This is a genomic window from Campylobacter concisus (assembly GCF_015229955.1).
In the GTDB taxonomy this organism is placed as follows: Bacteria; Campylobacterota; Campylobacteria; order Campylobacterales; family Campylobacteraceae; genus Campylobacter_A; species Campylobacter_A concisus_AT.
Genome location: NZ_JAAKYZ010000001.1, coordinates 464,023 through 487,618, shown reverse-complemented (window position 1 = coordinate 487,618; position 23,596 = coordinate 464,023). Strand labels below are relative to the sequence as shown.

Sequence of the window (23,596 nt, the reverse complement as noted above, 5' to 3'; positions counted from 1 at the left end):
CTCCTAAATTAAATAAGATAAATTTTGTGTAAATTTAGCACAGAATTTTAAAATAGACTATAAAAAGCCCCGATATTTGGCAAATTTATAAATAGTTGTTACATATTAGTAGTTTAATTTTTAATGCTGCTTAATATTTTTTGACCATTTTGGCTTAAGATTTTACCTTTGAAATTTTCCTTGCAAAACTCCAAAATAAGAGCGTGATAGAGTTTTAAAATTTCAACCTCATCAAATTTCTCGCTATCAAGAATTTTATAAATTTCATCATAATCAAGCGAGCTAAACCACTCAGCCGCCTCATCGTAGCTCTCAAAAATATAGTCAAAATATGCCATTATCCTAAGTGCGTAAGCATCAACGACCATATATGGCTTGCCACAAGCATATGCCAGTATCGCATCACAAGTCTCAGCTCCAACACCTTTTACACTTATGAGCCACTCACGACTTACATTTTCTTTAAAATTTTCAAAACTACCAAATTCATTTTTTATAGCTAGACAAAGCGTCTTTAGTCGTTTAGCCTTTGTATTATAAAAACCACTTGACTTTATAAGCGTGGCAAGTTCGCTGTTTTCAAGCGTGCAAATGCCTTGCAGGCTATCTTTACTGGCATTTTTTAGATTATCTAGCGCTTTTTCTACGTTTTTCCAGTTGGTATTTTGCACTAAAATAGCACCCAAAACAACCTCAAAAGTGCCCTCACCTGGCCATTTTAGCTCATCAAAATTTTTGTTTTTGTGATTAAACAAGGTTAAAAATAGATCGGTTGAAGTCATTTTAAATTTTCTTTAAAAGTTAGATAAAACTGCTTTGCTGTCCTGCCACTTCTGCTAGCTCTGAGTGTTGCGAAATTTTTAGCAAGCGTATGAAGCTCCTCTTTGTCGCCTGTGTAGTCTTTAAAGTAAAAATCAACCATTTTTAGATACTCATCGTAGTTGCCTTGATAAAAGCTGATCCAAAGACCAAAGCGGTCTGAGAGAGAAATTTTCTCCTGAGCTGCGTCGCTGTAGTGGATTTCGCCGTCAATTAGCTCTGAGTTTTCATTTTCACTTTTAAACTCGCTTATTAGATGTCTGCGGTTTGATGTAGCATATAAAAGTACGTTTTTTGGCGGCTTTTGGATAGAGCCATCCATTATAGGCTTTAGAAATTTATACTCATTGCTGCCATTTTCAAAGCTTAGATCATCGCAGAAAATGATAAATTTAAACTCACTCTTTCTGATCTCATCGATGATGTCGCCAAGGTATTTTAGATCCTCGCAGCCGATCTCAATGATGCGAAGTCCCTCTTTATAAAATTTAGTAAAAACGGCCCTTACAAGGCTTGACTTGCCACATCCTCTCTCGCCCCAAAGAAGCACGTGATTTGCATCCTTACCTTCTATAAAATTTAGAGTATTTTTTAGTAAAATTTCTTTTTGTTTCTCTAGTCCATAAAGCGAGTCTATATCGACAAAATCGATATCCTCAACCGGCTTTAACATCCCTTTTGTACTTTTATAAATCGCTGCGTACTTCACACCCCAATCTATCACTTCTTATCCTTTCTTAGATAGACCAAAATTTCAGCCAAAACATCGTCATCGTCCTTGCTACGTGACTTTAGCCTGATCTTCTCATCATCATTTTTTGTTATTAGTATGTTTTGCTCGCTATTTGAGATCATTTTTATGCCAGCTTTTAGGGCTAAAATTTTGATGATGATGACATCTAAAAACTGCTTTGTAAATGTATCTATTTTGCCAAATCTATCCTCAAGCTCGCTTTGTATCTCATAGACCTCAGCGATCTCTTTACACTTGCTAAGGCGCCTGTAAATTTCAAGCCTTAGCCTATCTTCTCTTATAAATTCTTGATTTAAAAAGGCACTCACACTAAGCTTTAGATCGATCTTATCAAGCTTTGCGGAGTCTTGATTAAGAAGCTTATTTATCTCATCTTCTAGCATCTTTAGATATAGCGAGTAGCCGATAGCCTCGATGTGTCCACTTTGTGCCTCGCCGATGATGTTACCACCACCTCTTATCTCAAGGTCGTGATAGGCTAGCACTGAGCCAGCGCCCAAAAATGAGTTGCCTTCAAGTGCGACAAGTCGTTTTAGAGCGTCTTTACTAATAGTATCTTTATCCTCAACCAAAAAGTAGCAGTAAGCCTGCTTGTCGCTTCTGCCCACGCGACCACGCAGCTGATGCAAGTCAGCCATGCCAAATTTATTGGCATTTTCTACGATTATAGTGTTTGCATTTGGCAAGTGGATGCCGCTTTCAACGATGCTGGTGCAAAGTAATAAGTCATATTCGCCTCGCTCAAATTTCATCATCTCATCTTCAGCGACTTTTGCATTTACCTTTGAGTGAAGTATCAAAATTCTAAGCTTTGGCAAAATTTTTCTTAGCTCATTTGCTGTCTGCTCGATGTCTGCGATGTGGTTGTGGATGTAAAAGGTCTGCCCGCCGCGTCTTAGCTCACGCATAATCGCCTCTTTGACGACCTTTTCATCCCACTCTCTCACACTTGTTCTAACATCCAGCCTCGAGCTTGGCGGAGTGGCTAAAATGCTATATGTTTTTATCTTGCTAAGCGCCATATTTAGGCTTCTTGGTATCGGTGTGGCGCTCATACTTAAGATGTGCGAGTGCTGAGAAATTTCTTTTAGCTGCTCTTTTTGCCTAACGCCAAATTTATGCTCTTCATCAACGACGATCAGACCTAAATTTTCAGCCTTTACGCCAAGAAGCGCATGCGTTCCCACGCAAACTATGGGCTCATTTTCTTTTAGCGCTTTTTGCAGGCTCGCCTTTTCTTTAGCGCTTGAGAAGCGATCCAGTCTAAAGACCTTTATGCCAAATTTGCTAAATCTTTGGCTTAGCGTCTTGTAGTGCTGCGAGCTAAGAAGTGTCGTTGGCACGAAGAAAAACGCGCTAAAGCCTGATTTTATGCAGGTAAATATAGCATTCATCGCAACTTCGGTCTTGCCAAAACCCACGTCGCCACTAAGTAGCCTATCCATCACCTTGCCGCTTTTTAGCTCATCTTTTATATCATTTACTGCTTTTTGCTGATCGCTCGTGTATGAAAAGCCAGCATCTTGGACGAAATTTAGATAAGAGATATCCTCTTTTTGTAAAATTTTGCCTGCGATTAGCTCTCTTTTTGCCGCCATTGCCACGATCTTTGAAGCGATCGCGAAGAGTTTTTCTCTAACCTTTTCTTTTATCTTGGCAAAATTTGCCTTGCCTAAGCGGTCCAGCACCGCCATAGAGCCATTTTGCGCGATGTAGCGATCGATTAGATTTAGATGCTCTACTGGCAAAAGAAGCTTGTCGTCATTTTGATACGCAATAACCACAAATTCCTTCGTCGCACCCAAAACCTTGATCTTTTCAAGCCCCAAAAATCTGCCTATACCGTAATCTTCATGCACGACGTAGTCATTTACTTTTAGCTCATCCACCACGAGACTTGAGCGCTTAACTCGCCTTTTTTTCTCAAATTTATTAAGAGAAACTACAATCTTATCACTTGAGGTTAAATTTACTACAAGGGGCGAAATTTCAAGCTTTACGTTGGCAAAACCATCAAGCTCATAGCCCTTAAAAAGTCCCTCATTTCTTGAAAGAACGGTTATGCTTTTGCTCTTATTTAGCTCAAAAAAGTCAAAATTTAAAGTAACCTCAAGATCTTTATAAACCTTTGGCTCGGGTAAAATTTCAATACCCTTAAATTTATCTTCAGGCACATCATAAATTTCAAAATCGATCTTTTTAACAAGCTTTGAGTCAAATTCTTTTAAATAGTCACTAAAGCTATCTATCGCCCAAAATCCAAGCGAATTTAGGTCATTCACCAAGGCATCGCTTTGCATATCCTCGATCTTTTGGCTAACTTTTTCAAACTCATCTTTGCTCAAATTTGCGATAAATGGCACGATCTCAGCTTCGCTTAGCTCATTTTTATTACTAATTTGCGTGGCGGTGTTGTAGTTTCTAATACTCTCCACCTCATCACCAAAGAGTAAAATTCTAACAGGATCGTCCATATTTACGCCGTAAATATCGATCACTTCACCACGAATGCTAAACTCGCCAACGCTCTCAACGATATCGACGCACTCATAGCCAAAGCGTATGAGCAAGTCGGCAAATTCGCTTAAATTTAGATTATCTTTTAGCTTGATCGTTGAGCTTTCTAGGTTTTTTTGCGTTGGAAGTGGGTTTAAAAGCGTGCTAAATGGGCTTATGATGATCTTTTTGCCATCAAATTTATAGTATTTGCTAAGAACGGATGAAATTTCAAAGAGCTCTTCGTTAAAGCTTCTTAGATCATCGCCCTTTTTAGCTCTAAAATCAGGTAGTTTAAATGCGCTAAAGCCAGCAAAACTGGCCGCATCAGCGCAGAGTGCCGCCTCTTTGTCATCTTCGCAGATGAGAATTTGTGGGGCGTGTGTTAAAAGATACTCATAGACCTTTGCTTGCATAGTACTCTTTTAAAAAGGCTTCAGCTAGGTGAAACGAGCCAAATGCTAGGTAAATTTTGCCGTTTTTTGCCTCTTTTATATCGTTCATATCGCTTGGCTCAAACTCTCTATGTGAAATTTCAAGCTCGTTTAACGCTTTATTTATAAGCTCTCCGCCAAGCTCCCTGCCCTCGCAGTGGTAGTGATAAAGCAGCACATCCTCAACGACTGGCTTTAAAGCTGCCAAAACCGCCTTAAAATCTTTATCTAAAAATGAGTTATAAACTAGAGTTAGCTTCTTGTTACTAAACTCTTTAGAGCTAAATTTCTTAGCCACAGCATTTGCGCCAAGCTCGTTGTGACCGACATCAACGTATAAATTTGAAGCGATCTTTTCGCATCTACCGCGAAGCGACAAAGCGCCAAGCTTTTTTATGTCTATATCGCTATCTAAAATTTTAGCCGCAGCGTAGGCTAGAGTTAAATTTGATCGTAAAAACTCTGGCAGATTAAATTTATCTGCATAATTTGTGACCTCGTTTAAATTTTCTTTGGTTAAAATTTCTCTTGGGAAGCTTAAAACTGCTTTTTTCTCGCTTGCGATCTCTCTTGCGATAGCAACGCTTATCTCGTTCATATCATCATTTAAAATAGCTCTTTTGCCCATTGCTTCAAATTTTGTGCGCGAAATTTCTTCTAAGCTATCCCCAAGAACTGCCGTATGATCGAGCCCAATAGGTGTAAAAATGCTTAACTCTTTTTCAAAGACATTTGTCGCATCAAGCACACCACCCATGCCAGCCTCGCAGACAAAATAGTCGCAACCCTCAAAAAGTACCGCAGAAAGTAGCGTCATATACTCGAAATAGCTCGTTTTTACCTTATACTCGTCGCTTAAAAGTCCTTGCAAACGCTCATGAGCTACCTCTAAAATTTCATCGCTAGCAACCTCACCATTTAGCCAAAATCGCTCGTTAAATTTAAATATATGAGGGCTTGTGTAGTGCCCTACTTTTGCGCCATTTTGGCTTAAAATTTGCGCTAAAAAGCGGCCGGTGCTACCTTTGCCATTTGTGCCTATTATGTGAATAATCTTAAATGGCTTTATATGCTCTTTTATAGTCGCATACGCTCTAATAATCCTGCCATAGTCAATCTCTTTATAGTAAAGTGGTTTGCCATCAAGAAATTTAGCTAGGCTCATTTTTCCTCGATTATCTTTGGCATTACTTGATTTCTACCATTTTCTTTTGAGAGATAAAGCATCTTATCAGCAGCCTCAAGCGTCATTGTCTCACTTAAATTTGCACTTCTTGTCGCTATACCAGAGCTGATAGTAACTTTGATGCGCTCATTTTTATAGATAAATTTGAAATTTTCTATCATACTTCTTAGCTTATCTCCAAATTTAACACTATCTTTTAAGCCAGTGCTTGGAAGCAAGATTACAAATTCTTCGCCACCATATCTACCAACAAAATCAACCTTTCTAGCATTTTTCTTAAGTACTTGAGCTACCGCTGAAAGAATAACATCTCCAGCCTCATGCCCATAAGTATCGTTTATGCTTTTGAAAAAGTCAATATCAACAAAGCAGATAGAATAGTCAGTCCCATAGCGTTTATATGCCTCTTCAATGCGTTGAATCTCGTTCATCAAAGCACGCTTAGTAGATACTTTTGTCAAAAAGTCCTCTTTACTCTCCAGCTTAGCTTCTTCAAGCTCTTTTTCAAGGCTATTCACTCTATTTTGAAGCTCTAAGATAGTAGCTTGCCTATTGTGCATCTCGATACCTAGCTCTTTGCTCTCGATCTCCAAAGCACCAGCGATCTCAATAAGCATACTTCTTACTTGATCAATGCTATTTGTATTTAAATTTACATTTTTTAGATCATTTTTAATGCTTTTTACTTTATCAGAACTACTTTGCGAGCTAACCGCAATATCAGAAATTCTCTCGCTTATATTTTGCAAGACATTATTTAGCGAACCAACTTTTTCTATGATCTCTGTTCTATCTTCTTCTATTCTGCGATCAACAAATGCCTTTACCTTTTCTTGAAATTCTTTGCTATTTAAGGTTTTAGGATTTTGCTTCAAAGTACTTCTTATCGTGCTAAGCTCTTCATCAAGATCCTTTGTAATAGAAGGCTCAAGAGTAAGGCTTAAAAGCTGAATCAAAACATCCTCTTCACCATCTTCATCTTTTTGTGTAAGAAATTTTTCAAGTTCAGAACTCATTGTCTTTAAATCATCAAAATTTCTAACACCATAATATTTCAAAAATTCTAAAAATTCAGTGTCGTAAGAGCTAACAAAGTCAAACCATCTAAGGCACATTTCTTCAAGATTTTTCTCATCATATCTTCTAGCGAGCAGTTGCATACTTTGCTCTGCTAAGCTTTTTGCATCTTTATTGTGAAGCATTGAGATAGCTTGGAGAATTCTTCTAGCAAATGCGTTTAGTGATTGTAATTTTTTATCGTCAGTCGCAAATCCTGCTCCTTGTTGAGCACCTCTAGAGAGCCTAGCAGTCATAAAAGCAACAAACTCATCGACCGTCTTTATATGAAGGCTCAAGGCTTGATTTTTATATTCATCACCAAGCCTTGAGATATATTTTTCTATCTTTTTACTCTCTTCTGTTGTAAAGCCGTATTTTTTAGAAATTTCATTATATACTTCAGTGTAATTCTCTGGCGTTAGCATCAAATGGCGATCTTTGATCTCATTTAAGGCTTCCTTGACTATTTGACTAACGGTTACTGCTGCCATTTCTATATCCTTTTACCGCTAAACTTGCGATATACTCATCAAAAGCCTCTTTTGATGCCTCTTTGATAGCTTCGTATTTTTGAGTATCACTAAGAATGCTGTCAGCAAATCTTACATCTTTTTGACGTCTTGCGACACTAAAGTCATACTCGCCAGTGGCTGGAATATCAACTACGCTGCCATCTTTAAATTTAGTCTTATAATTTAAGCTAAGATGTGCTTTGTATGATGTAATGTAGCCAAATTCATCATAAATAATTGCTTCGTAATTTAAATCTTTTACCGAAATAATTATCGAAGTATCAGCACTCTCTTTACTTGATAAATCTTTATTTAGCCTTGCGACCATGCCCTCTTTTACAGCATCCTTTATCCAAACACTATTTTTTGGCTCTTCTTTACTAATAATCACATCAACGTAAATTTTATCGCCAACTAGATCATGTGTGATCTTTGAAACTGGTTTATACCCACACCCGCAGATAAAAAACGCAATAAAAAACGCTAAAAAATATCTCAAAATTTATCCTTTAATGACAAAATTTACTAATTTGCCTTTTATATAAATCTCTTTTAAAATTTCTTTTCCCTCAAGCCATTTAGCCACATTTTGCTTAGCTAGCTTTAAAATTTCACTCTCACTCTCGCTTGCTGCCACTTCAAACTCAGCCCTTTTTTTGCCATTTACTGTAACTGCAAGAGCGATGCTATCTTTTACAAAAACCTCTTCTTTTACGGCTATCTTTATGAAATTTTTCCTACCAAAAAGCTCTTCACTAAGCTCATTTGCGATGTGCGGTACGATAGGTTCTAGTAAATTTAAGATGATAAAAAAGCCTTCAGCATTTACATCGTCGTTATCTTGTGCATTTATGGCGTTTAGTGCCTCCATGCAAGCAGCGATTAGTGTGTTAAAAGCAAATGTGTCGCCAAAAACCTCGGTTGATTTTTTAAGTGCTTCATAAATTTTTAGCCTTGCGAATTTCTCATCTTTGTTTAGGCTTTCATGGTCTATCTCAGGCAGTTTATCTATCTTTTTGATAGTTTGTGCTTTCTCCCAAAGTCTATTTAAAAACCTAAATGCGCCCTCAACTGCGCTGTCATTCCACTCAAGTTCTTTTTGAGGAGGTGCTGCAAAAAGGATAAATAGTCTTGCCGTATCGGCACCATATTTATTAATAATATCGTCAGGATCTACGACGTTGCCCTTACTTTTGCTCATCTTTTTGCCATCTTTTAAGACCATGCCTTGAGTTAGTAAATTTTCAAATGGCTCGTCATCCCTTAGATAACCAAGATCTCTTAAGACCTTTTGGAAAAATCTAGCGTATAAAAGGTGCAAGATCGCATGTTCGATACCGCCGATATACTGATCTACATTCATCCAATAATTCACACTTTTTTCATCAAGTGCTTTTTGCTCCCAAGTTTTCTCATCGCTTGCAAATCTAGCAAAATACCAGCTACTCTCCACAAACGTATCCATCGTATCAGTTTCTCTGATCGCATCTTTACCGCATTTTGGACACTTTGTAAATTTCCAAGTTGGGTGTTTATCTAAAGGATTGCCCTCACCTGTGATCTCAACATCTTCAGGTAGCGCGATAGGTAAATTTTCCTCTTTTTCAGGCACTACGCCGCAGCATTTGCAGTGAACTACTGGTATCGGCGCACCCCAGTATCTTTGGCGAGAAATTCCCCAGTCTCTTAATTTGTAGTTTGTGATCCTTTTGCCTAAACCATCTTTTTCAAATTTTTCTATTATGAAATTTTTAGCTTCTTCTGAAGCAAGCCCATTTATAAGCTCAGAATTTACAGAAACTCCGTACTCCGAATATGCTTTTGAGCTATCGCTCTCGCCCTCAAGCGGCTTTACGACTGGCTTTATAGGGAGATTAAATTTACTTGCAAACTCGAAGTCTCTTTGATCGTGCGCAGGGACAGCCATAATAGCACCGCTGCCGTAGTCAGATAGGATAAAATTTGCAACCCAAACTGGGATTTTTTCATTAGTAAGCGGATGAACTACGTAAATTCCTAAAAATTCCCCGTCTTTTTCGCTAGCTTGACGCTCTCTTGGGCTTTGATTAAGTATGGCTTTTATCTTTGCCATTTTACTTTCATCAAATTTAGCATTTTCAAGTAGTGCTTTTACGATAGGATGCTCAGGTGCAAGGGCTGTGTAGCTAACGCCGTAAATCGTATCAGCTCTTGTAGTAAACACTTCAAAGCCATCAAATTTATCACCTAAAGCCTCTTTTGAAGCCTCATCAAGATAAAATTTAAACTCCAAGCCGTAGCTTCTGCCGATCCAGTTTTCTTGCATTGTAATTACTTGATTTGGCCATTTGCCTTCAAGAAGCTTCAAATCGTCAAGTAGCTCGCTAGCGTATTTTGTGATGTTAAAGTAATATCCTGGAAGCTCTTTTTGTACAACATCATTACCACATCTCCAGCATTTGCCATCCTCTACCTGCTCATTTGCAAGCACAGTTTGATCGTATTCGCACCAATTTATAATTGCATTTTTTCTATAAACAAGCCCTTTTTCAAACATCTTTATAAAAAAGCTTTGCTCCCACTTTGTGTAAAGTGGATCAGACGTGGCTAAAATTCTCTTTTTAGAAAATGAAAAACCAAGGCTTGCAAGCTCTTTTTTCATATAGTCGATATTTTCATAAGTCCAAATTTTAGGGTGAATTTTATGTTTTATGGCTGCGTTTTCAGCTGGCATACCAAAGCTGTCAAAGCCAATAGGATGAAGCACGTTGTAGCCGCTTTTTCTATATGATCTAGCAAGTGCATCACCGATAGAGTAGTTTCTCACATGCCCCATGTGTATGCGTCCGCTTGGATACGGAAACATACTTAGGATATATTTTTTCGGCAAGCTTAGGTCATCTTTTGGTTCAAATTCTTCATTTTTATCCCAAATTTCTTGCCATTTTTTTTCTATCTTTAAAGGCTCATATTTTCTCTTTTCAGCCATTTTTTCTCCTAAAATTCTTCTTGAGCTTTACTTGATTCTATTAAAACCAAGGCTAGTGAAAATATATTTGCAATGACTGCGCCAATAGCTAATGAATAGCTAAGTGTTATATTTTCAGAGACTTGCAAAATAACAAAAGCTGGTATAAGGTGTAAATCAGCAACCAGCGAGCTTGCAAAAAGCTCAGCAGAGAGTAAATTTTTAACACCGATCTTAAGTAGCGTTGAAACCAAATTTATACTAGCCGCCACAAAGAGTGCAATCTCGTTTTTATCATATAAAAATTCTGCCGTAGTCGTAAGACTCATCAACGCAAAAAATATGTAGATAACTTTTCCCCAGTTCATTATCCCTCCTTACACAACGCCTTTCTCAAACATGGCACGCTCTTTTTCGCGCTCTTTTTTTATCTTTTGTTTTTCAGTCTCTCTACTTCTAAAATGTTCGATGCTAAATTTAAACCAGATAAGAAACGGCGAAGAGATGTAGATCGAACTGATCGTTCCTATGACAATACCAACGATAAGAATAAATGAAAATCCATGTATCATATCTCCGCCAAACAAAAATAGCACAAGAACCGTCATCATCGTAGTGGCTGAAGTTAAGATAGTTCTTGAAAGCGTAGCAGAAACTGACTCATTGATAACACCCTCGATGTCAGTTCGCTTACTCTCTTTGATACCCTCTCTTATCCTGTCAAAAATGATGATCGTATCATTTAGAGAGTAGCCAAGCACCGTTAAAACAGCAGCTAGCGTGTCCAAATTTACATCAATATTAAATAGCGAAATAGCACCAACAGTTATAACTATATCGTGAATTTCAGTTGCGATCGCAGCAAGCGCAAAACGCCACTCAAACCTAAATGTGATGTAGATCAATATACCAATTAGTGAAATTCCAAGAGCCATCAAACCTTTTTCTCTAAGCTCGTCACCAACCTTTGGTCCAACTATATCAACACGTCTTACTTCAAAATTTCCAGTATCTTTTAAGATTTGCTTTATCTCAGTGCCAATGTCGCCAGTTAAATTTGAGCTTGAACCTGAAAATCTAATAACAGCTTCATCTTCGCTTCCAAACTCAGTAACAGAGGCGTTTTTAAGCACTTCATTTGTGCCAAAAGCATCACGAATTTTATCAAGTGGCGCTTTTGTGTCATATTTGAGCTGGATAAGCGTACCGCCAGAGAAATCAATGCCGTAGTTTAACCCTTTTGTAGCAAGTAAAATGATAGAGCCAACAAATAAAAATATAGAAAATGCTAGTGAAGCAAATCTAAAACGCATAAAATCATAAACTTTTGCTTTAGTAAAAATTTGCATCATTAGCTCCTTTTATAACCAAACCAAAGTCTGGTATTTCCACTTTTTTCTATCTTGTCCATAGCGGCATCAAACATACCGTGAGTGCCAAGTATAGCTGTTAGCATCGAAGCCATGATACCTATTGCCATTGTTACTGCAAAGCCTTTAACTGGGCCAGTGCCATAAGCGTAAAGCACCGCAACTGTGATGATAGTAGTTAAATTTGAGTCGATAATCGCACTCATGGCGTGCTCATAGCCTTTTTGAACAGCTGTCCTTATCGCTACACCTTCACGCAAAAGCTCACGTATACGCTCATTTATGATGACGTTTGCATCAACAGCCATACCGATCGTTAGCACGATACCAGCCATACCAGGTAAAGTAAGCGTCGCTCCAAAAAGTGCCATCACAGCGACTAATATAACGACGTCTGCAACTAGTGCAATATTTGCAAAAACGCCAGAAATTCCGTAATAAACTAGCATAAATAGTACGACTAAGATAGATCCGGCAGCAAGTGCTACCATGCTTTGGTTGATACTCTCTTGTCCCAAAGATGGACCAACGCTTCTTTTCTCTAGCATCTTAACAGGTGCTAAAAGTGCGCCGCTTCTAAGAGCGATCGCTACGTCGTGAGCCTCATCAAGAGTAAAGCCACCGCTAATCTGACCGCTACCGCCACCTATTCTTTCATTTATAACAGGAGCTGAATAGACCTTGCCATCAAGCACGATAGCAAGCCTTTTGCCGACATTTGCGCCAGTAAAATCACCAAAAATTCTAGCGCCTTCTGAGTTAAGAGTGAAATTTATAATAGGCAAGTTATTTTGCTGAGAAAATGCAACCTTTGCATCAGTTAGCATAGAGCCGTCAAGCACTGGGATATTTTTAACGACATATTTTACACGGTCATTTTTAGCATCTTTAAAGATCACATCACCATAGCTCTCAGCCTCTGCCTCACTCATTGTATTAGCCTGATCTTGTCTTTTATCATCAACTGCCATTAACTGCAAGTGAGCAGCCTTTGCGATAAGATCTCTTGCTCTTTGTTCATCCTCTTCAGTCTTTATGCCAGGAAGCTCAACTAGGATATTGTCTTTGCCCTGTCTGGCAACAGTTGGCTCAGCTAGACCAAACTGATCGAGTCTGTTTCTAATAGTTTCAACAGCTTGCGAGATCGCATATTCGATCGTATCCGTTCTTTCTTGCTCGGTTAAAGATATGCTGTAATTTAAACCATCTTTTTTAATATCAAGCCCCTTTATCTCGGCTAGTGCTTTATCTACTTTTGGAGCCTCGTCGCCATCAAGGAGAGTAAAGTCAATGTTCTCTTCTTTAATCTTAAATTTATCAATTAACACATCTTCTTTTTTGGCATAATAATTTATGCTTCCAGCGATTGACTTGATCTTAGAGTGGATAGCTTCGCTCGTTTCAACACCAAGTAGCATATGAAGGCCGCCTTGAAGATCAAGGCCAAGTGAAATTTTAGCCCCATTTTGAGTCTGAAAAAAAGATGGCACCGAAAAGCCAAAACCAAAAATCAAGGCTAATATTAAGATAATTAGCCTATATGTGACTCTTGCATTACGCATTATTTTTCTTCGATCTTTTTAGCTACAAACTCACGTGCTATGCGAACGATTACATCATCGTTAAGTTTAACTTTGATAAAATCATTTTCGGCTTTAATCACTTCGCAGATAAGTCCGCCATTAGTTATTATCTTATCACCTTTATCAAGAGCTGCGAGCATTGCTGCATGGGCTTTTTGTTGTTTTTGTTGAGGTCTAATAACCAAAAAGTAAAATATGGCGAAAAGCACAACAAGAGGTAGTAATGATGTTAAAAAATCAGCGTTTTGCATGGATTTCCTTATTTGTAAGATTTTTAAATGGGCATTTTAGCACTAAAATTATAATAAAAGCCTTTGTCGGTGCTTTTTTGCTTTCTAATTTCATTTTTTTAGCCATGGCTGAAAATCAAATTTTAAATTTCATCTCACCTTTTCTCACACTAACTGGAATTTACGTCATCATAAATTTAAGCAGGGCTGGCTTTTTTGCGGCTGGATTTTTCACTGGGATTTTGTGGTTTTACTGGATCGGCTTTAGCTTTATCTACTATGAGCTTGTCTGGCTTATACCATTTGTCGTCCTCTTTGTAGCCCTTGTTTATGGACTTTTATTTTGGATAGCCTCTTTTCCAAGCTTTGTAGCACTAAGAGCCGTTTTACTATTTTTAATAAGCTACGTTCATCCATTTGGCTTTAACTGGTTTAACCTTGAAGCCACGCTTGTTTTAGGCGCTTTTGAGCCAAGCACGAGAGGGCTTATATTTATATTTTTAGCAGCCATTTTTTTAAGCCTAAAGGGTAAAATTTTAAAATTTATCCTAGCTTTTATATGCCTCATCGCTGCCTTGCAGTTTAAAAGTAGCGAGGCGAAAACTTTACCATTTGACGTGGAGTTAGTAAATACCGATGTCGCTCAAAGAGTGCGATGGGATAAAAGCTTACGCATGAAATTTACAAATGAAAATTTAGACTTAATAAATAACGCCATAGCCGAGCAAAAACGCCTTATCGTGCTGCCAGAGAGCTCGTTTCCACTATTTATGACAAATGAGCCACTGCTCGTTGATGAGCTAAAAGAGCTTTCAAAAAAGATAACCATCGTAACTGGTGCGCTTGCCTATGAAAATAAGCAAATTTATAACTCCGCCTTTTTATTTCAAGATGGCACTTTTAGGCGAATGGATAAGAAATTTTTAGTGCCATTTGGCGAAGAAATTCCTTTGCCAAAATTTATGCAAGATGCGGTAAATAAGCTATTTTTTGGCGGAGCTAGCGACTTTAAAAAGGCTGAAAATTTTAGCGACTACGAGGTAGATGGAGTAAAAATTAGAAACGCTATCTGCTATGAAGCGACAAGAGAGGAGCTTTACAAAGGCGAATTTGACGTGGTTGTAGCTATCACAAACAATGGCTGGTTTGTGCCAAGCAGCGAGCCTGTGCTTCAAAGGCTGCTTATAAAACACCTTGCTACAAAATACAATAAAGTCGTCTATCACAGCGTAAATGGCTCAAAAAGTGAGATCATTTTGCCTAAAAAAGCGTTTTGGGATGAGTTCTAAAAGAGAAATTTAAAGTGGCTTTTAGATAAAGCCACTTTTTGATTATTTTTTTAGTAAAGCTTTGAAGGTATCAACCGCATCAAGTTTTTCCCAAGGGTATTTTGCATTTCCCACTTGACCTTTTGCAGCTACTTTTGCATATAAAAACGTATCTTTACTTGGCTTATCAAGACCAAATTTATTTGTTATCCAGCGAGGCGTTAGAGCGAAATGCTCGCTTACAAAATTTGAAAGCATATCGTCATTTATGCCATTTGCATGAGTTCCCATGGTATCAACGCTAACTGAAGTTGGCTTTGCAACGCCGATCGCGTAGCTTATCTGGACGATACATTTTTTAGCAAGGCCAGCTGCGACGATATTTTTAGCTATCCAGCGCGCTGCGTAGAGTCCGCTGCGATCAACTTTAGTGTAGTCTTTACTTGACTGGGCACCGCCGCCTATAGGGCTATATCCGCCAAAGCTATCAACTATAAGCTTTCTACCTGTTAGGCCGCTATCGTGAAGTGAGCTGTGATTTACATATCTGCCTGTTGGGTTTATATAGATGATCGTTTTTTCTTTATTATATAGCTCTTTTGGAAGTCCGGTTTCGTCTATTAAATTTTGAATTAGTGCGCGAAGCTCTTCTATCTTCATGCTCTCCACGCAAGGGGCAGAGACGACGATAGTATGGATGCTTTGAGGTTTGCAGTTTTCAAAGTTGTCTTTGCTACTGTAATCAATCGTAACTTGCGTTTTAATATCAACGCCAAGTTTATCAGGATTTGCCTTAGCAAATTTATAGACTTTTTCACATAGCATTCTTGCGTAAGTTATGGCTGCTGGCATAAATTCTTTCGCTTCGCAGCTCGCAAAACCAAACATAATGCCTTGATCGCCCGCTCCGATCTCACCGCTACTTTGATCAACACCTTGATTTATATCTGGGCTTTGTTGATTTAGGCAGACTTTGACCTCGATATCATCTGGGTGCAAGCACTGCTCTTTTGTGAAATTGCTCTTTCCATCATATCCGATATGCGCAAGAGCGTCCTTTACGATCTTTTCGTAGTCTTTATATGAGAGTTTTACCTTTGAGTTTATCTCTCCACCTATTACTATGTTTTTTCCAGCCACAAAAACTTCGCTTGCGACACGACCATTTGGATCTTGTGTTAAAATAGTATCCACTATGCTATCAGCGATTATATCAGCACATTTATCTGGATGACCCGGACTTACAACTTCAGAGGTAAATAGATACATTTTTATCCTTTTATTAACTAAAATTTTGTGCAATTGTAACAAATCTATTTAAAAGGCTTATTAATCTTTATCAAATTCTTTATATTTAAAAATTGTTTAGCTAAAATCAACAAAAAACTAATTTATTAAGGTGTCAAATGAATATGCTTAAAAACATAGCAAGAAGATACGCCGATGGAAATTTGATAGTTCAAATTTTAGTTGGTATCATCCTAGGTGCCCTAGTTGGCTTTTACACACACTACGAAGCAGCTCCTTATAACAAGATCTCAGCTAAAATTCAAACTATTCAAAACGAGAGTGGTTTGAGCATAGATGAAGTTATAAAAACTCGCCTTAGTCAAGATGAAGCCAAACAGCTAAACGAAGCCAAAGAAAAAGCCAGTTCAGCCGATTCTATCGCAGCTTCAGCTTCAGTTTTAGGAGATTTATTCAAAGGTGCTTTAAAAGCTATCGCACCAATTCTTGTCTTTGTTTTAGTGGCAACATCCATTATTTTAAGAGATTTTGGTCATACAAAAGGTATGCAAAAGATCATTACACTCTATCTAATTGGTACATTTTTAGCAGCCGTTGTTGCAGTTATTGCTAGTTTCTTATTCCCAGTGGAGCTTTCTTTAAAAGGTCTTTCAAGTGCTGATATGTCAGCACCTCAAGGAATTACCAATGTCTTAAAAGATCTCATTTATAAAATGGTCGAAAATCCGATAAACGCCCTTGCAAATGGTAACTATATAGGCATCATCACCTGGGCAGTTGGTAGCGGTATAGCACTTAGAAATTCCACAGCTGAGACCAAAAAAGTATTTAAAGACATAAGCGATGGTGTAACTCATATTGTTAAATTTATCATTAGACTAGCTCCATTTGGTATTTTTGGCATGGTAGCTATTAGCATTCATGAAACTGGATTTGAGGTACTTGCAGGATATCTAAAACTAATTTTAGTTCTTGTTGGGGCAATGCTTGTTGTCGCATTTATCATCTATCCGGCCATGGTTTTTGTATTAACTAGAAAAAATCCTTATCCACTTGTCATGATCTGCCTAAAAGAGAGCGCTATTTCAGCATTTTTTACAAGAAGCTCGGCCGCAAATATCCCTGTAAATATGGCACTTTGCAAAAAGCTTGGTCTAAAAGAGGAGCTTTACTCGATCTCGATCCCACTAGGTGCTACCATAAACATGGGCGGTGCAGCAGTTACCATCAGCATCCTAGCGCTTACTGCGGTAAATTCTATCCCATCTATCACAGTTACATTTGGCGATGCGCTACTTCTTTGCTTCATCTCAGCTCTTGGTGCGTGCGGCGCATCTGGTGTGGCTGGCGGCTCACTTCTTTTAGTACCATTAGCGTGCGGACTTTTTGGTATCGGCAACGACATCGCCATGCAATTTGTTACAGTTGGCTTTACCATTGGTGTTATCCAAGACTCAGTTGAAACCGCGTTAAATAGCTCATCTGATGTACTTTTTACAGCAGTAGCTTCAGAGACTTCAAACTAATCTTCATAAAATTTCAGCTAAATTTTGGCTGAAATTTTACTTTTATCCATTTTTTTGTAAAATATCCCAAAAATTTAAAGGATAAATATGCAAATTTGGGATCTAAAAGCACTTTTTGCAAACGAAAAAGAGTGCGAGCAAAACGCACTAAATTTACAAAAAGAGTGCGAGAAATTTAAAGATAAATACCTAGAAAATTATGAAAATTTAAAAACAGACGAGTTTTTAAAGGCATTTGGCGAATATGAAAATTTAATCGCTAAAATTTCAAAAGTAATGACTTACGCTTTTTTAAATTTTGCCAAAGATACAAGCAAGGGCGCATTTTATGCAAAGATCGATGAGATAGCGACAAAAGCAAATGAAAATTTGATATTTTTTGAGATCAAATTTAATGCATTTACCCCTAAAAAACAAGAAGATATCATCAAAAGCTCTAAAAAATATGGCTATTACCTAAGCAATCTCGCCAAAGCAAAACCGCACCAACTTAGCGTTGCTGAAGAGAGGGTACTACTACGCACAGCTAGCACTGGGGCTGAGGGCTTTTCAAGGCTTTTTGATGAGAGCATGAGCAAGATGAGGTTTAAATTTAAAGGCGAGCTTTTAAATGAAGAAGAGATTTTAGCTAAGCTTCATGAGAGCGATCAAAGCGTGCGAAAACTAGCCGCTAAAAGCCTTTCAAACGAGCTTAGCAAGCACCAGCACCTTCTTGGCTACATATATAATATGATAAAAACTGATCTAAAAACGAGCTGCGAGCTGCGAAATTTCAAGCTTCCTGAAGAGCCAAGACACCTTGAAAATCAAATCAGTAAAAAAAGCGTTGATTCGCTCATTGCTGTAACTGAGAAAAATTTTGACCTAGTTGCTAAATTTTACGAGCGAAAAAGAGAACTTTTAGGCCTTAAAAAGCTTTATGACTACGATAGATACGCGCCTCTTAGTAGCGAGGGCGAGTATAAATTTGATGAGTGTAAAAAGATAGTTTTAAAAGCTTTTGGGACATTTTCACCTAAATTTGGCGAGATAGCTAAAAGTGCCTTTAATGACGGCTGGATCGATGTTTATCCAACACCAAACAAGCGAGGTGGGGCATTTTCTCACTCAGGATCAAGCGACACACACCCTTATGTTTTGCTAAATCACACAAACCAGCGAAGAGACCTTTTCACGCTAGCTCATGAGCTTGGTCACGCTGTGCATCAAAAGCTCTCTTATAGCGTAAGCTACCTAAACTCAGACACTCCGCTAACCACGGCTGAGACGGCTTCAGTCTTTTGCGAGATGCTAGTTTTTGACCACGTAAAAGACGGCCTTAGCAAAAAAGAGAAAATTTCACTGCTCGCTGGCAAGATCGAGGATATATTTGCCACGCTTTACCGCCAGATAAATTTCACCACCTTTGAGCGAGCCGTGCACGCACACGAGGGCGAGATCAGCCTAGATGAGCTAAATAAAATTTGGCTAAAAGAGAGCAAAAAGATGTTTGGCAAAAGCGTCACACTAAATGACTACTACAAAATTTGGTGGAGCTACATCCCGCACTTCATTCACACGCCATTTTACTGCTACGCTTACTCTTACGCGCAGCTTCTTGTGCTTGCACTTTTTGGTCTTTATAAAAGCGGCAAATGCAAAAATTTTGTCGAAATTTACACCGAGTTTTTGAGCCTTGGTGGGAGCCTTAGCCCAAGGGAGCTTGTGGGTAAATTTGGCTTTGATATAGATGATAAAAACTTCTGGCAGATAGGCATAAACGAGGTCAAAAAGCTAGTAGATGAGTTTTTAGAAATTTCAAAGGATTAAGATGTTAGACGAAATTTTAGACGATGAGAAATTTGCGCTTTTGATGAAGATGCACGTCTATGAGTGCATTGATTTTTTGCTTGAAAAGGGTGTAAATTTCTCAGTTATGGCAAATTTACCGCTAGTTAGCTTTGAGCCAAGCTTGCCAGATGAGATAAGTAGAAGCTTTAGCATGCCTGTCATTATGTTTTCACTTGGTGGCTACACGCTTGAGAGTGCGAAGTTAACGCAAGATGAGCTTAGCTTTGAGGCCGGCTTTGGTAGTGAAAATTTTGCCTCTGTGGTCTCTTTTCCACTCGGTGCAGTGGTTCAAATTTTGGTTGAAAATAGCCCGATCCTTGTAAATTTCTCTATCTACAAGCCAAAAGAGAAACAAGTCGATCACGCTAAAAAATCAGCCTCAGTCTTTTTGCAAAACCCAAAAAATAAAGATATATTTAAGAAAAAATAGTAATTTTAAGCATTTTTGGCTAAAATCAAAAGAAAATTTAAAAAGCAAAAAATGGAAAAATTACTATCAAATTTAAACGAAGCCCAGCGCGAAGCAGCTACTCATATAGATGGTCCGATGCTCATACTTGCAGGAGCTGGCAGCGGCAAGACAAAGACCATCACAACTAGGCTTGCCTACCTCATCGGCGAGGTCGGTATAGACGCGGCAAATACACTAACTCTTACTTTTACAAACAAAGCCGCCAACGAGATGCGTAGTAGAGCCATGGCGATGCTAAGCCAAAGCGGCAAAAACTACTCGCCGCTACTTTGCACATTTCACAAATTTGGACTTTTGTTTTTAAAGCTCTATATAGAAAAGCTTGGCAGAAAAAATAACTTCGTCATAATCGACACAGACGATAAAAAACGTATCATCAAAAGCTTTGAAAGTCCGGTCGCAACTGCAATTTTGTCAAGCGAAATTTCAAACTATAAAAACTCACTTTTAAGCGTCGAAGAGGTCTATAAAAACGCAAATTTCTCTTCATTTGACAAGAGCAAGGATAACTTTTACAAACAAGCTGCTCAAATTTATGAAAAATATGAGGACTATTTAAAGGCAAACAACCTTGTTGATTTTGACGATCTGCTCGGGCTTACATATAAAATTTTAGACGAAAACGAAGAGCTTGCTAGAGAAATTTCAAACCGATACAAATACATAATGGTCGATGAGTATCAAGACACAAACGACCTTCAGTATAAACTGCTAAAAAAGCTCTGTCTATGTCACGAAAACATCTGCGTCGTAGGCGATGATGATCAAAGTATCTACGGCTGGCGCGGCGCAAAGATCGATAATATCTTAAATTTCAAAGATCAATTTAAAGATGTAAAGATTATCAGGCTTGAGAAAAACTACCGCTCGAGCGAGGCGATACTAAAAGCTGCAAACGAGTTAATAGATCATAACCGCAACCGACTTGGCAAGAAGCTTGTGGGCACAAAAGGCGAAGGCGAGGCTGTAAATTTGATAGAGAGCTTTGATGAGAGCGTTGAGGCTGGTAAGATCGCAAAATGTATAAAAGAGCTTTTAAGCAAAGGCGTGCAAGCAAAAGATATCGCGATCTTATACCGCATAAACGCGCTCTCTCGCTCACTTGAAGATGGACTAAACAAAGAGCAGATCGCCTATAAAATGGTCGGTGGTGTAAAATTTTACGAAAGAGCCGAGATCAAAGATATCATAAGCTACCTAAGGCTGATAAATAATCCAAACGATGATTTTTCAATAAGACGCATTATCAATCGCCCAAAGCGTGGACTAGGCAAAGTAAGCCTTGATAAGCTCGAAAAAATGGCATTTGAGGGCAAAATTTCCATTTACGAGGCGATCTCAAACATATCTGATAACGACGATGCCTTTAGCAAAAAGGTAAAATCAGCCCTTCTTGAGTTTGCAAACAACCTCAAAGAGCTTCAAGAAAGCAGCTCAGTTTTTGACCTCATAGATAAATTTGAAGCAAAATTTGGCGTGAAAAAATACTACGAGAGCTTGCCAGATGGCGCTGAAAGAGCGGCGAACATCGACGAGTTTTACGCTGTTTTAAAAGATCAGATCAAGCAAAATCCAAGCTTTGATCTAGAGGAATTTCTAAACGAGATCACGCTAACAAGCGAGCAAGACGGCATCAGTGACGAGGCTATTAGCATTATGAGCGTGCATGCGAGCAAGGGGCTTGAATTTGAGCACCTTTTTGTTATCGGTCTTGAAGAGGGATTTTTTCCACTCATCGGCGATGGCAGCGACATCGAAGAAGAACGCAGACTTGCATACGTGGCGATCACAAGAGCTAAAAAGACACTTAGTCTAAGCTTTGCAAATTCGCGCTTTTACAAGGGTCAGCGCACGAGGCTAAATAAGAGTAGATTTTTAAGTGAGAGCGGTATCACGCATGGCTCGCTAGTCATCGAAAAGAGTAATGAATTTAAAAAAGGCGACTTGGTTAAGCATAAAATTTTTGGTATCGGCAGGGTAAGCGCGGTTAGCAAGATCAAAAAAGAGTTTAAACTGACCATAAATTTTGGTGGCAATGTAAGAGAAATAATGTCAAGCTTTGTGGAAAAGGCCGTATGAACGCTATCTTCGTGGCAAACAAGCCAGCTGGCATGAGTTCAAACCACTTTTTAGGGCGACTAAAGAGAAAATACGGCGTTAAAAAAGCTGGATTTTCAGGCACGCTTGATCCATTTGCAAGCGGCTGTTTAATAGTCGCTTTTGGCTCATATACGAAATTTTTTAGATTTTTAGACAAAAGCCCAAAGGTCTATGAGGCGACGATCTGGCTTGGAGCTAGCAGTCCTAGCATGGATAATGAAAATATCACTGAAATCTCAAATGTAAAAGAGCTAAATTTAGAAAAACTTGAAGCCATTAGAGGCGAGCTAACTGGCAAGATAAGCTACATCCCACCAAAATTTAGCGCCAAGCATGTAAATGGCACAAGAGCCTATAAGCTAGCTAGAAATGGCGAAGAATTTGAGCTAAAGACAGAAACGATGGAAATTTTTGATAGCCAAATTTTAAACTACTCGCACCCATTTTTAACCATTCGTTTAAGCGTAAGCGAAGGAAGTTATATCCGTTCGTATGCAGAAATTTTTGGAAAAAAGCTTGGTTATAATGTAACTTTAAGCTCATTAAAAAGGATAAGTGAAGGCAAATTTTGCTACGAAAATGAAAAATTTTTGAATATTTGTGATTTTTTAAACATTCAGAAAAATACATACTTTGGGGACATAAATGATATTCTTGATGGTAAGAAATTAAAAATTAACGATTTTGAAACACAGAAGCAAGAAATTTATTTGCTAAATTATGATAAATTTATGAGCGTAATCCAAATCACGGATGATACTATAAATTACACTCTAAATAAGGTTGAAAAATGTTAATCCTAGCAAGAAAAGAAAATGAAGAAATTTTAATAGGAAATGACATAAAAGTTGTCATAGTAAATATTTCAAAAAATACTGTTAAACTCGGTATCGAAGCACCACGAAATACAATGATACTAAGAAGTGAACTAGCAAATGATATCAAAAACGAAAATATCCATGCCACAAAAACTGCAAGTGAAGCCGATATCCACGAGCTAGCTAAAAAAATCGAGAAATGAAAAGCTTTGCAAAGATAAATATATTTTTAAAGATAGTTGGCACTAGAGGCAGCTACCACGAAATTTTATCGCGCTTTATCCTCTGTGAGCAGCTTTTTGATGAAATTTATTTTAAGAAATCAGATTCGTTTGCTATAGAATGCAACAACCACGATATACAAGATAACATCATTCAAAAAGCGGTAGATGAGCTAAAAAGAGCCGGCTTTTCAAACGAGCTCGACGAGTTTTTTAGCTCCCATAAAATCATCATCAACAAAAATATCCCAATTGGTGCGGGTCTAGGAGGAGGCAGTTCAAACGCTGCCACCTTTTTACTAATGGTAAATGATGAGCTAAATTTAAATATAAAACGCGAAAATTTGATGCAAATAGCCTCCAAAATCGGCGCAGATGTCGCTTTTTTCGTAAGTGGCTACAAGGCAGCAAATGTAAGCGGCATAGGCGAGATCATAGAAGAATTTGATGACGAAGCGCCAAATTTAAATATCTTCACGTCAAATATTTTTTGCTCCACGCCGATGGTTTATCAAGAATTTAGAAGCAATTTCTTACAATATATAGACGTCAATGCTGCAAAAAAGATGCAAAATTTAAAGAGCAAAGAGCTACTTGAAATTTATAAAAACGAGGAGCTAAACGATCTTTTTGCTCCATGCTTTAAGCTCTATCCACAAATGAATGAGTTTAAAGATAAATTTCTAAGTGGTAGCGGCAGTAGCGTATTTAGCGTAAAATAAA

The 23,596-nt window shown here is 38.1% G+C and carries 20 protein-coding genes; 8 read left to right on the top strand and 12 right to left on the bottom strand.

The window, feature by feature from the left end:
- Positions 1-113: 113 nt before the first annotated feature.
- The 11 genes from G6W45_RS02490 to yajC are packed head-to-tail and all read right to left on the bottom strand — an operon-like array spanning position 114 to position 13,411.
- Entirely contained in the window at positions 114-782 is a 669-nt protein-coding gene (locus G6W45_RS02490) for an endonuclease III domain-containing protein (protein WP_194167403.1), read from the bottom strand.
- A complete protein-coding gene (locus G6W45_RS02485) occupies positions 779-1,543 on the bottom strand; it encodes a DUF815 domain-containing protein (RefSeq protein ID WP_194167402.1) in 765 nt (254 codons plus the stop codon). Before G6W45_RS02485 ends, G6W45_RS02490 begins: the two co-directional genes overlap by 4 nt.
- A complete protein-coding gene (gene mfd, locus G6W45_RS02480; RefSeq protein WP_194167401.1) occupies positions 1,540-4,485 on the bottom strand; it encodes a transcription-repair coupling factor in 2,946 nt (981 codons plus the stop codon). The genes G6W45_RS02485 and mfd overlap by 4 nt, the downstream gene beginning before the upstream one ends.
- The gene (locus G6W45_RS02475; RefSeq protein WP_194167400.1) at positions 4,466-5,668 is read right to left on the bottom strand and encodes a Mur ligase family protein; all 1,203 of its coding nucleotides are present in this window, start codon (positions 5,666-5,668) and stop codon (positions 4,466-4,468) included. The genes mfd and G6W45_RS02475 overlap by 20 nt, the downstream gene beginning before the upstream one ends.
- The gene (locus G6W45_RS02470) at positions 5,665-7,239 is read right to left on the bottom strand and encodes a GGDEF domain-containing protein (RefSeq protein WP_087576863.1); all 1,575 of its coding nucleotides are present in this window, start codon (positions 7,237-7,239) and stop codon (positions 5,665-5,667) included. Before G6W45_RS02470 ends, G6W45_RS02475 begins: the two co-directional genes overlap by 4 nt.
- On the bottom strand, positions 7,220-7,759 hold the full coding sequence (gene lptE, locus G6W45_RS02465) for an LPS assembly lipoprotein LptE (RefSeq protein WP_103589470.1): 540 nt from the start codon (positions 7,757-7,759) through the stop codon (positions 7,220-7,222). The genes G6W45_RS02470 and lptE overlap by 20 nt, the downstream gene beginning before the upstream one ends.
- Before the next feature lie 3 nt (positions 7,760-7,762).
- Complete coding sequence (gene leuS / locus G6W45_RS02460; RefSeq protein ID WP_194167399.1) at positions 7,763-10,228, bottom strand: leucine--tRNA ligase; 2,466 nt, start codon at positions 10,226-10,228, stop codon at positions 7,763-7,765.
- A gap of 8 nt (positions 10,229-10,236) precedes the next feature.
- The gene (locus G6W45_RS02455; RefSeq protein WP_021090699.1) at positions 10,237-10,575 is read right to left on the bottom strand and encodes a DUF6394 family protein; all 339 of its coding nucleotides are present in this window, start codon (positions 10,573-10,575) and stop codon (positions 10,237-10,239) included.
- 9 nt (positions 10,576-10,584) lie between these two features.
- Positions 10,585-11,556, bottom strand: coding sequence for a protein translocase subunit SecF (gene secF, locus G6W45_RS02450; protein ID WP_194167398.1), 972 nt, complete (start codon positions 11,554-11,556; stop codon positions 10,585-10,587).
- A gap of 2 nt (positions 11,557-11,558) precedes the next feature.
- Positions 11,559-13,139 carry a protein translocase subunit SecD gene (gene secD, locus G6W45_RS02445; protein WP_194167397.1) on the bottom strand — a complete coding sequence of 527 codons (1,581 nt, stop codon included), beginning with the start codon at positions 13,137-13,139 and terminating at the stop codon, positions 11,559-11,561.
- Positions 13,139-13,411, bottom strand: a complete 273-nt coding sequence (yajC, locus tag G6W45_RS02440) for a preprotein translocase subunit YajC (RefSeq protein ID WP_085657834.1) — start codon at positions 13,409-13,411, stop codon at positions 13,139-13,141. The genes secD and yajC overlap by 1 nt, the downstream gene beginning before the upstream one ends.
- Here yajC and G6W45_RS02435 point away from each other — a divergent pair.
- Positions 13,387-14,679 (top strand): apolipoprotein N-acyltransferase, encoded by a 1,293-nt coding sequence (locus tag G6W45_RS02435; RefSeq protein WP_194167396.1) that lies wholly within the window; start codon positions 13,387-13,389, stop codon positions 14,677-14,679. The genes yajC and G6W45_RS02435 overlap by 25 nt on opposite strands.
- Positions 14,680-14,721: 42 nt before the next feature.
- Here the strand turns inward: G6W45_RS02435 and metK are convergent, their stop codons facing one another.
- Positions 14,722-15,927 (bottom strand): methionine adenosyltransferase, encoded by a 1,206-nt coding sequence (gene metK / locus G6W45_RS02430; protein WP_194167395.1) that lies wholly within the window; start codon positions 15,925-15,927, stop codon positions 14,722-14,724.
- Between the two features lie 137 nt (positions 15,928-16,064).
- Here metK and sstT point away from each other — a divergent pair, with 137 nt between their 5' ends.
- The 7 genes from sstT (at position 16,065) to G6W45_RS02395 (ending at position 23,595) form a co-directional block, all read left to right on the top strand.
- Complete coding sequence (sstT, locus tag G6W45_RS02425) at positions 16,065-17,432, top strand: serine/threonine transporter SstT (protein WP_430746627.1); 1,368 nt, start codon at positions 16,065-16,067, stop codon at positions 17,430-17,432.
- Positions 17,433-17,519: 87 nt separating this feature from the next.
- Entirely contained in the window at positions 17,520-19,241 is a 1,722-nt protein-coding gene (locus G6W45_RS02420; RefSeq protein WP_194167394.1) for a M3 family oligoendopeptidase, read from the top strand.
- A 1-nt stretch (position 19,242) separates the two neighbouring features.
- The gene (locus G6W45_RS02415) at positions 19,243-19,692 is read left to right on the top strand and encodes a hypothetical protein (protein WP_194167393.1); all 450 of its coding nucleotides are present in this window, start codon (positions 19,243-19,245) and stop codon (positions 19,690-19,692) included.
- 51 nt (positions 19,693-19,743) lie between these two features.
- Positions 19,744-21,813: an ATP-dependent helicase gene (locus tag G6W45_RS02410; protein WP_194167392.1), complete on the top strand. Its 2,070-nt coding sequence runs from the start codon at positions 19,744-19,746 to the stop codon at positions 21,811-21,813.
- Entirely contained in the window at positions 21,810-22,631 is an 822-nt protein-coding gene (gene truB, locus G6W45_RS02405) for a tRNA pseudouridine(55) synthase TruB (protein WP_194167391.1), read from the top strand. Before G6W45_RS02410 ends, truB begins: the two co-directional genes overlap by 4 nt.
- Entirely contained in the window at positions 22,625-22,855 is a 231-nt protein-coding gene (csrA, locus tag G6W45_RS02400; RefSeq protein ID WP_021090864.1) for a carbon storage regulator CsrA, read from the top strand. The genes truB and csrA overlap by 7 nt, the downstream gene beginning before the upstream one ends.
- Positions 22,852-23,595: a 4-(cytidine 5'-diphospho)-2-C-methyl-D-erythritol kinase gene (locus G6W45_RS02395; protein ID WP_194167390.1), complete on the top strand. Its 744-nt coding sequence runs from the start codon at positions 22,852-22,854 to the stop codon at positions 23,593-23,595. Before csrA ends, G6W45_RS02395 begins: the two co-directional genes overlap by 4 nt.
- Position 23,596 lies beyond the last annotated feature (1 nt).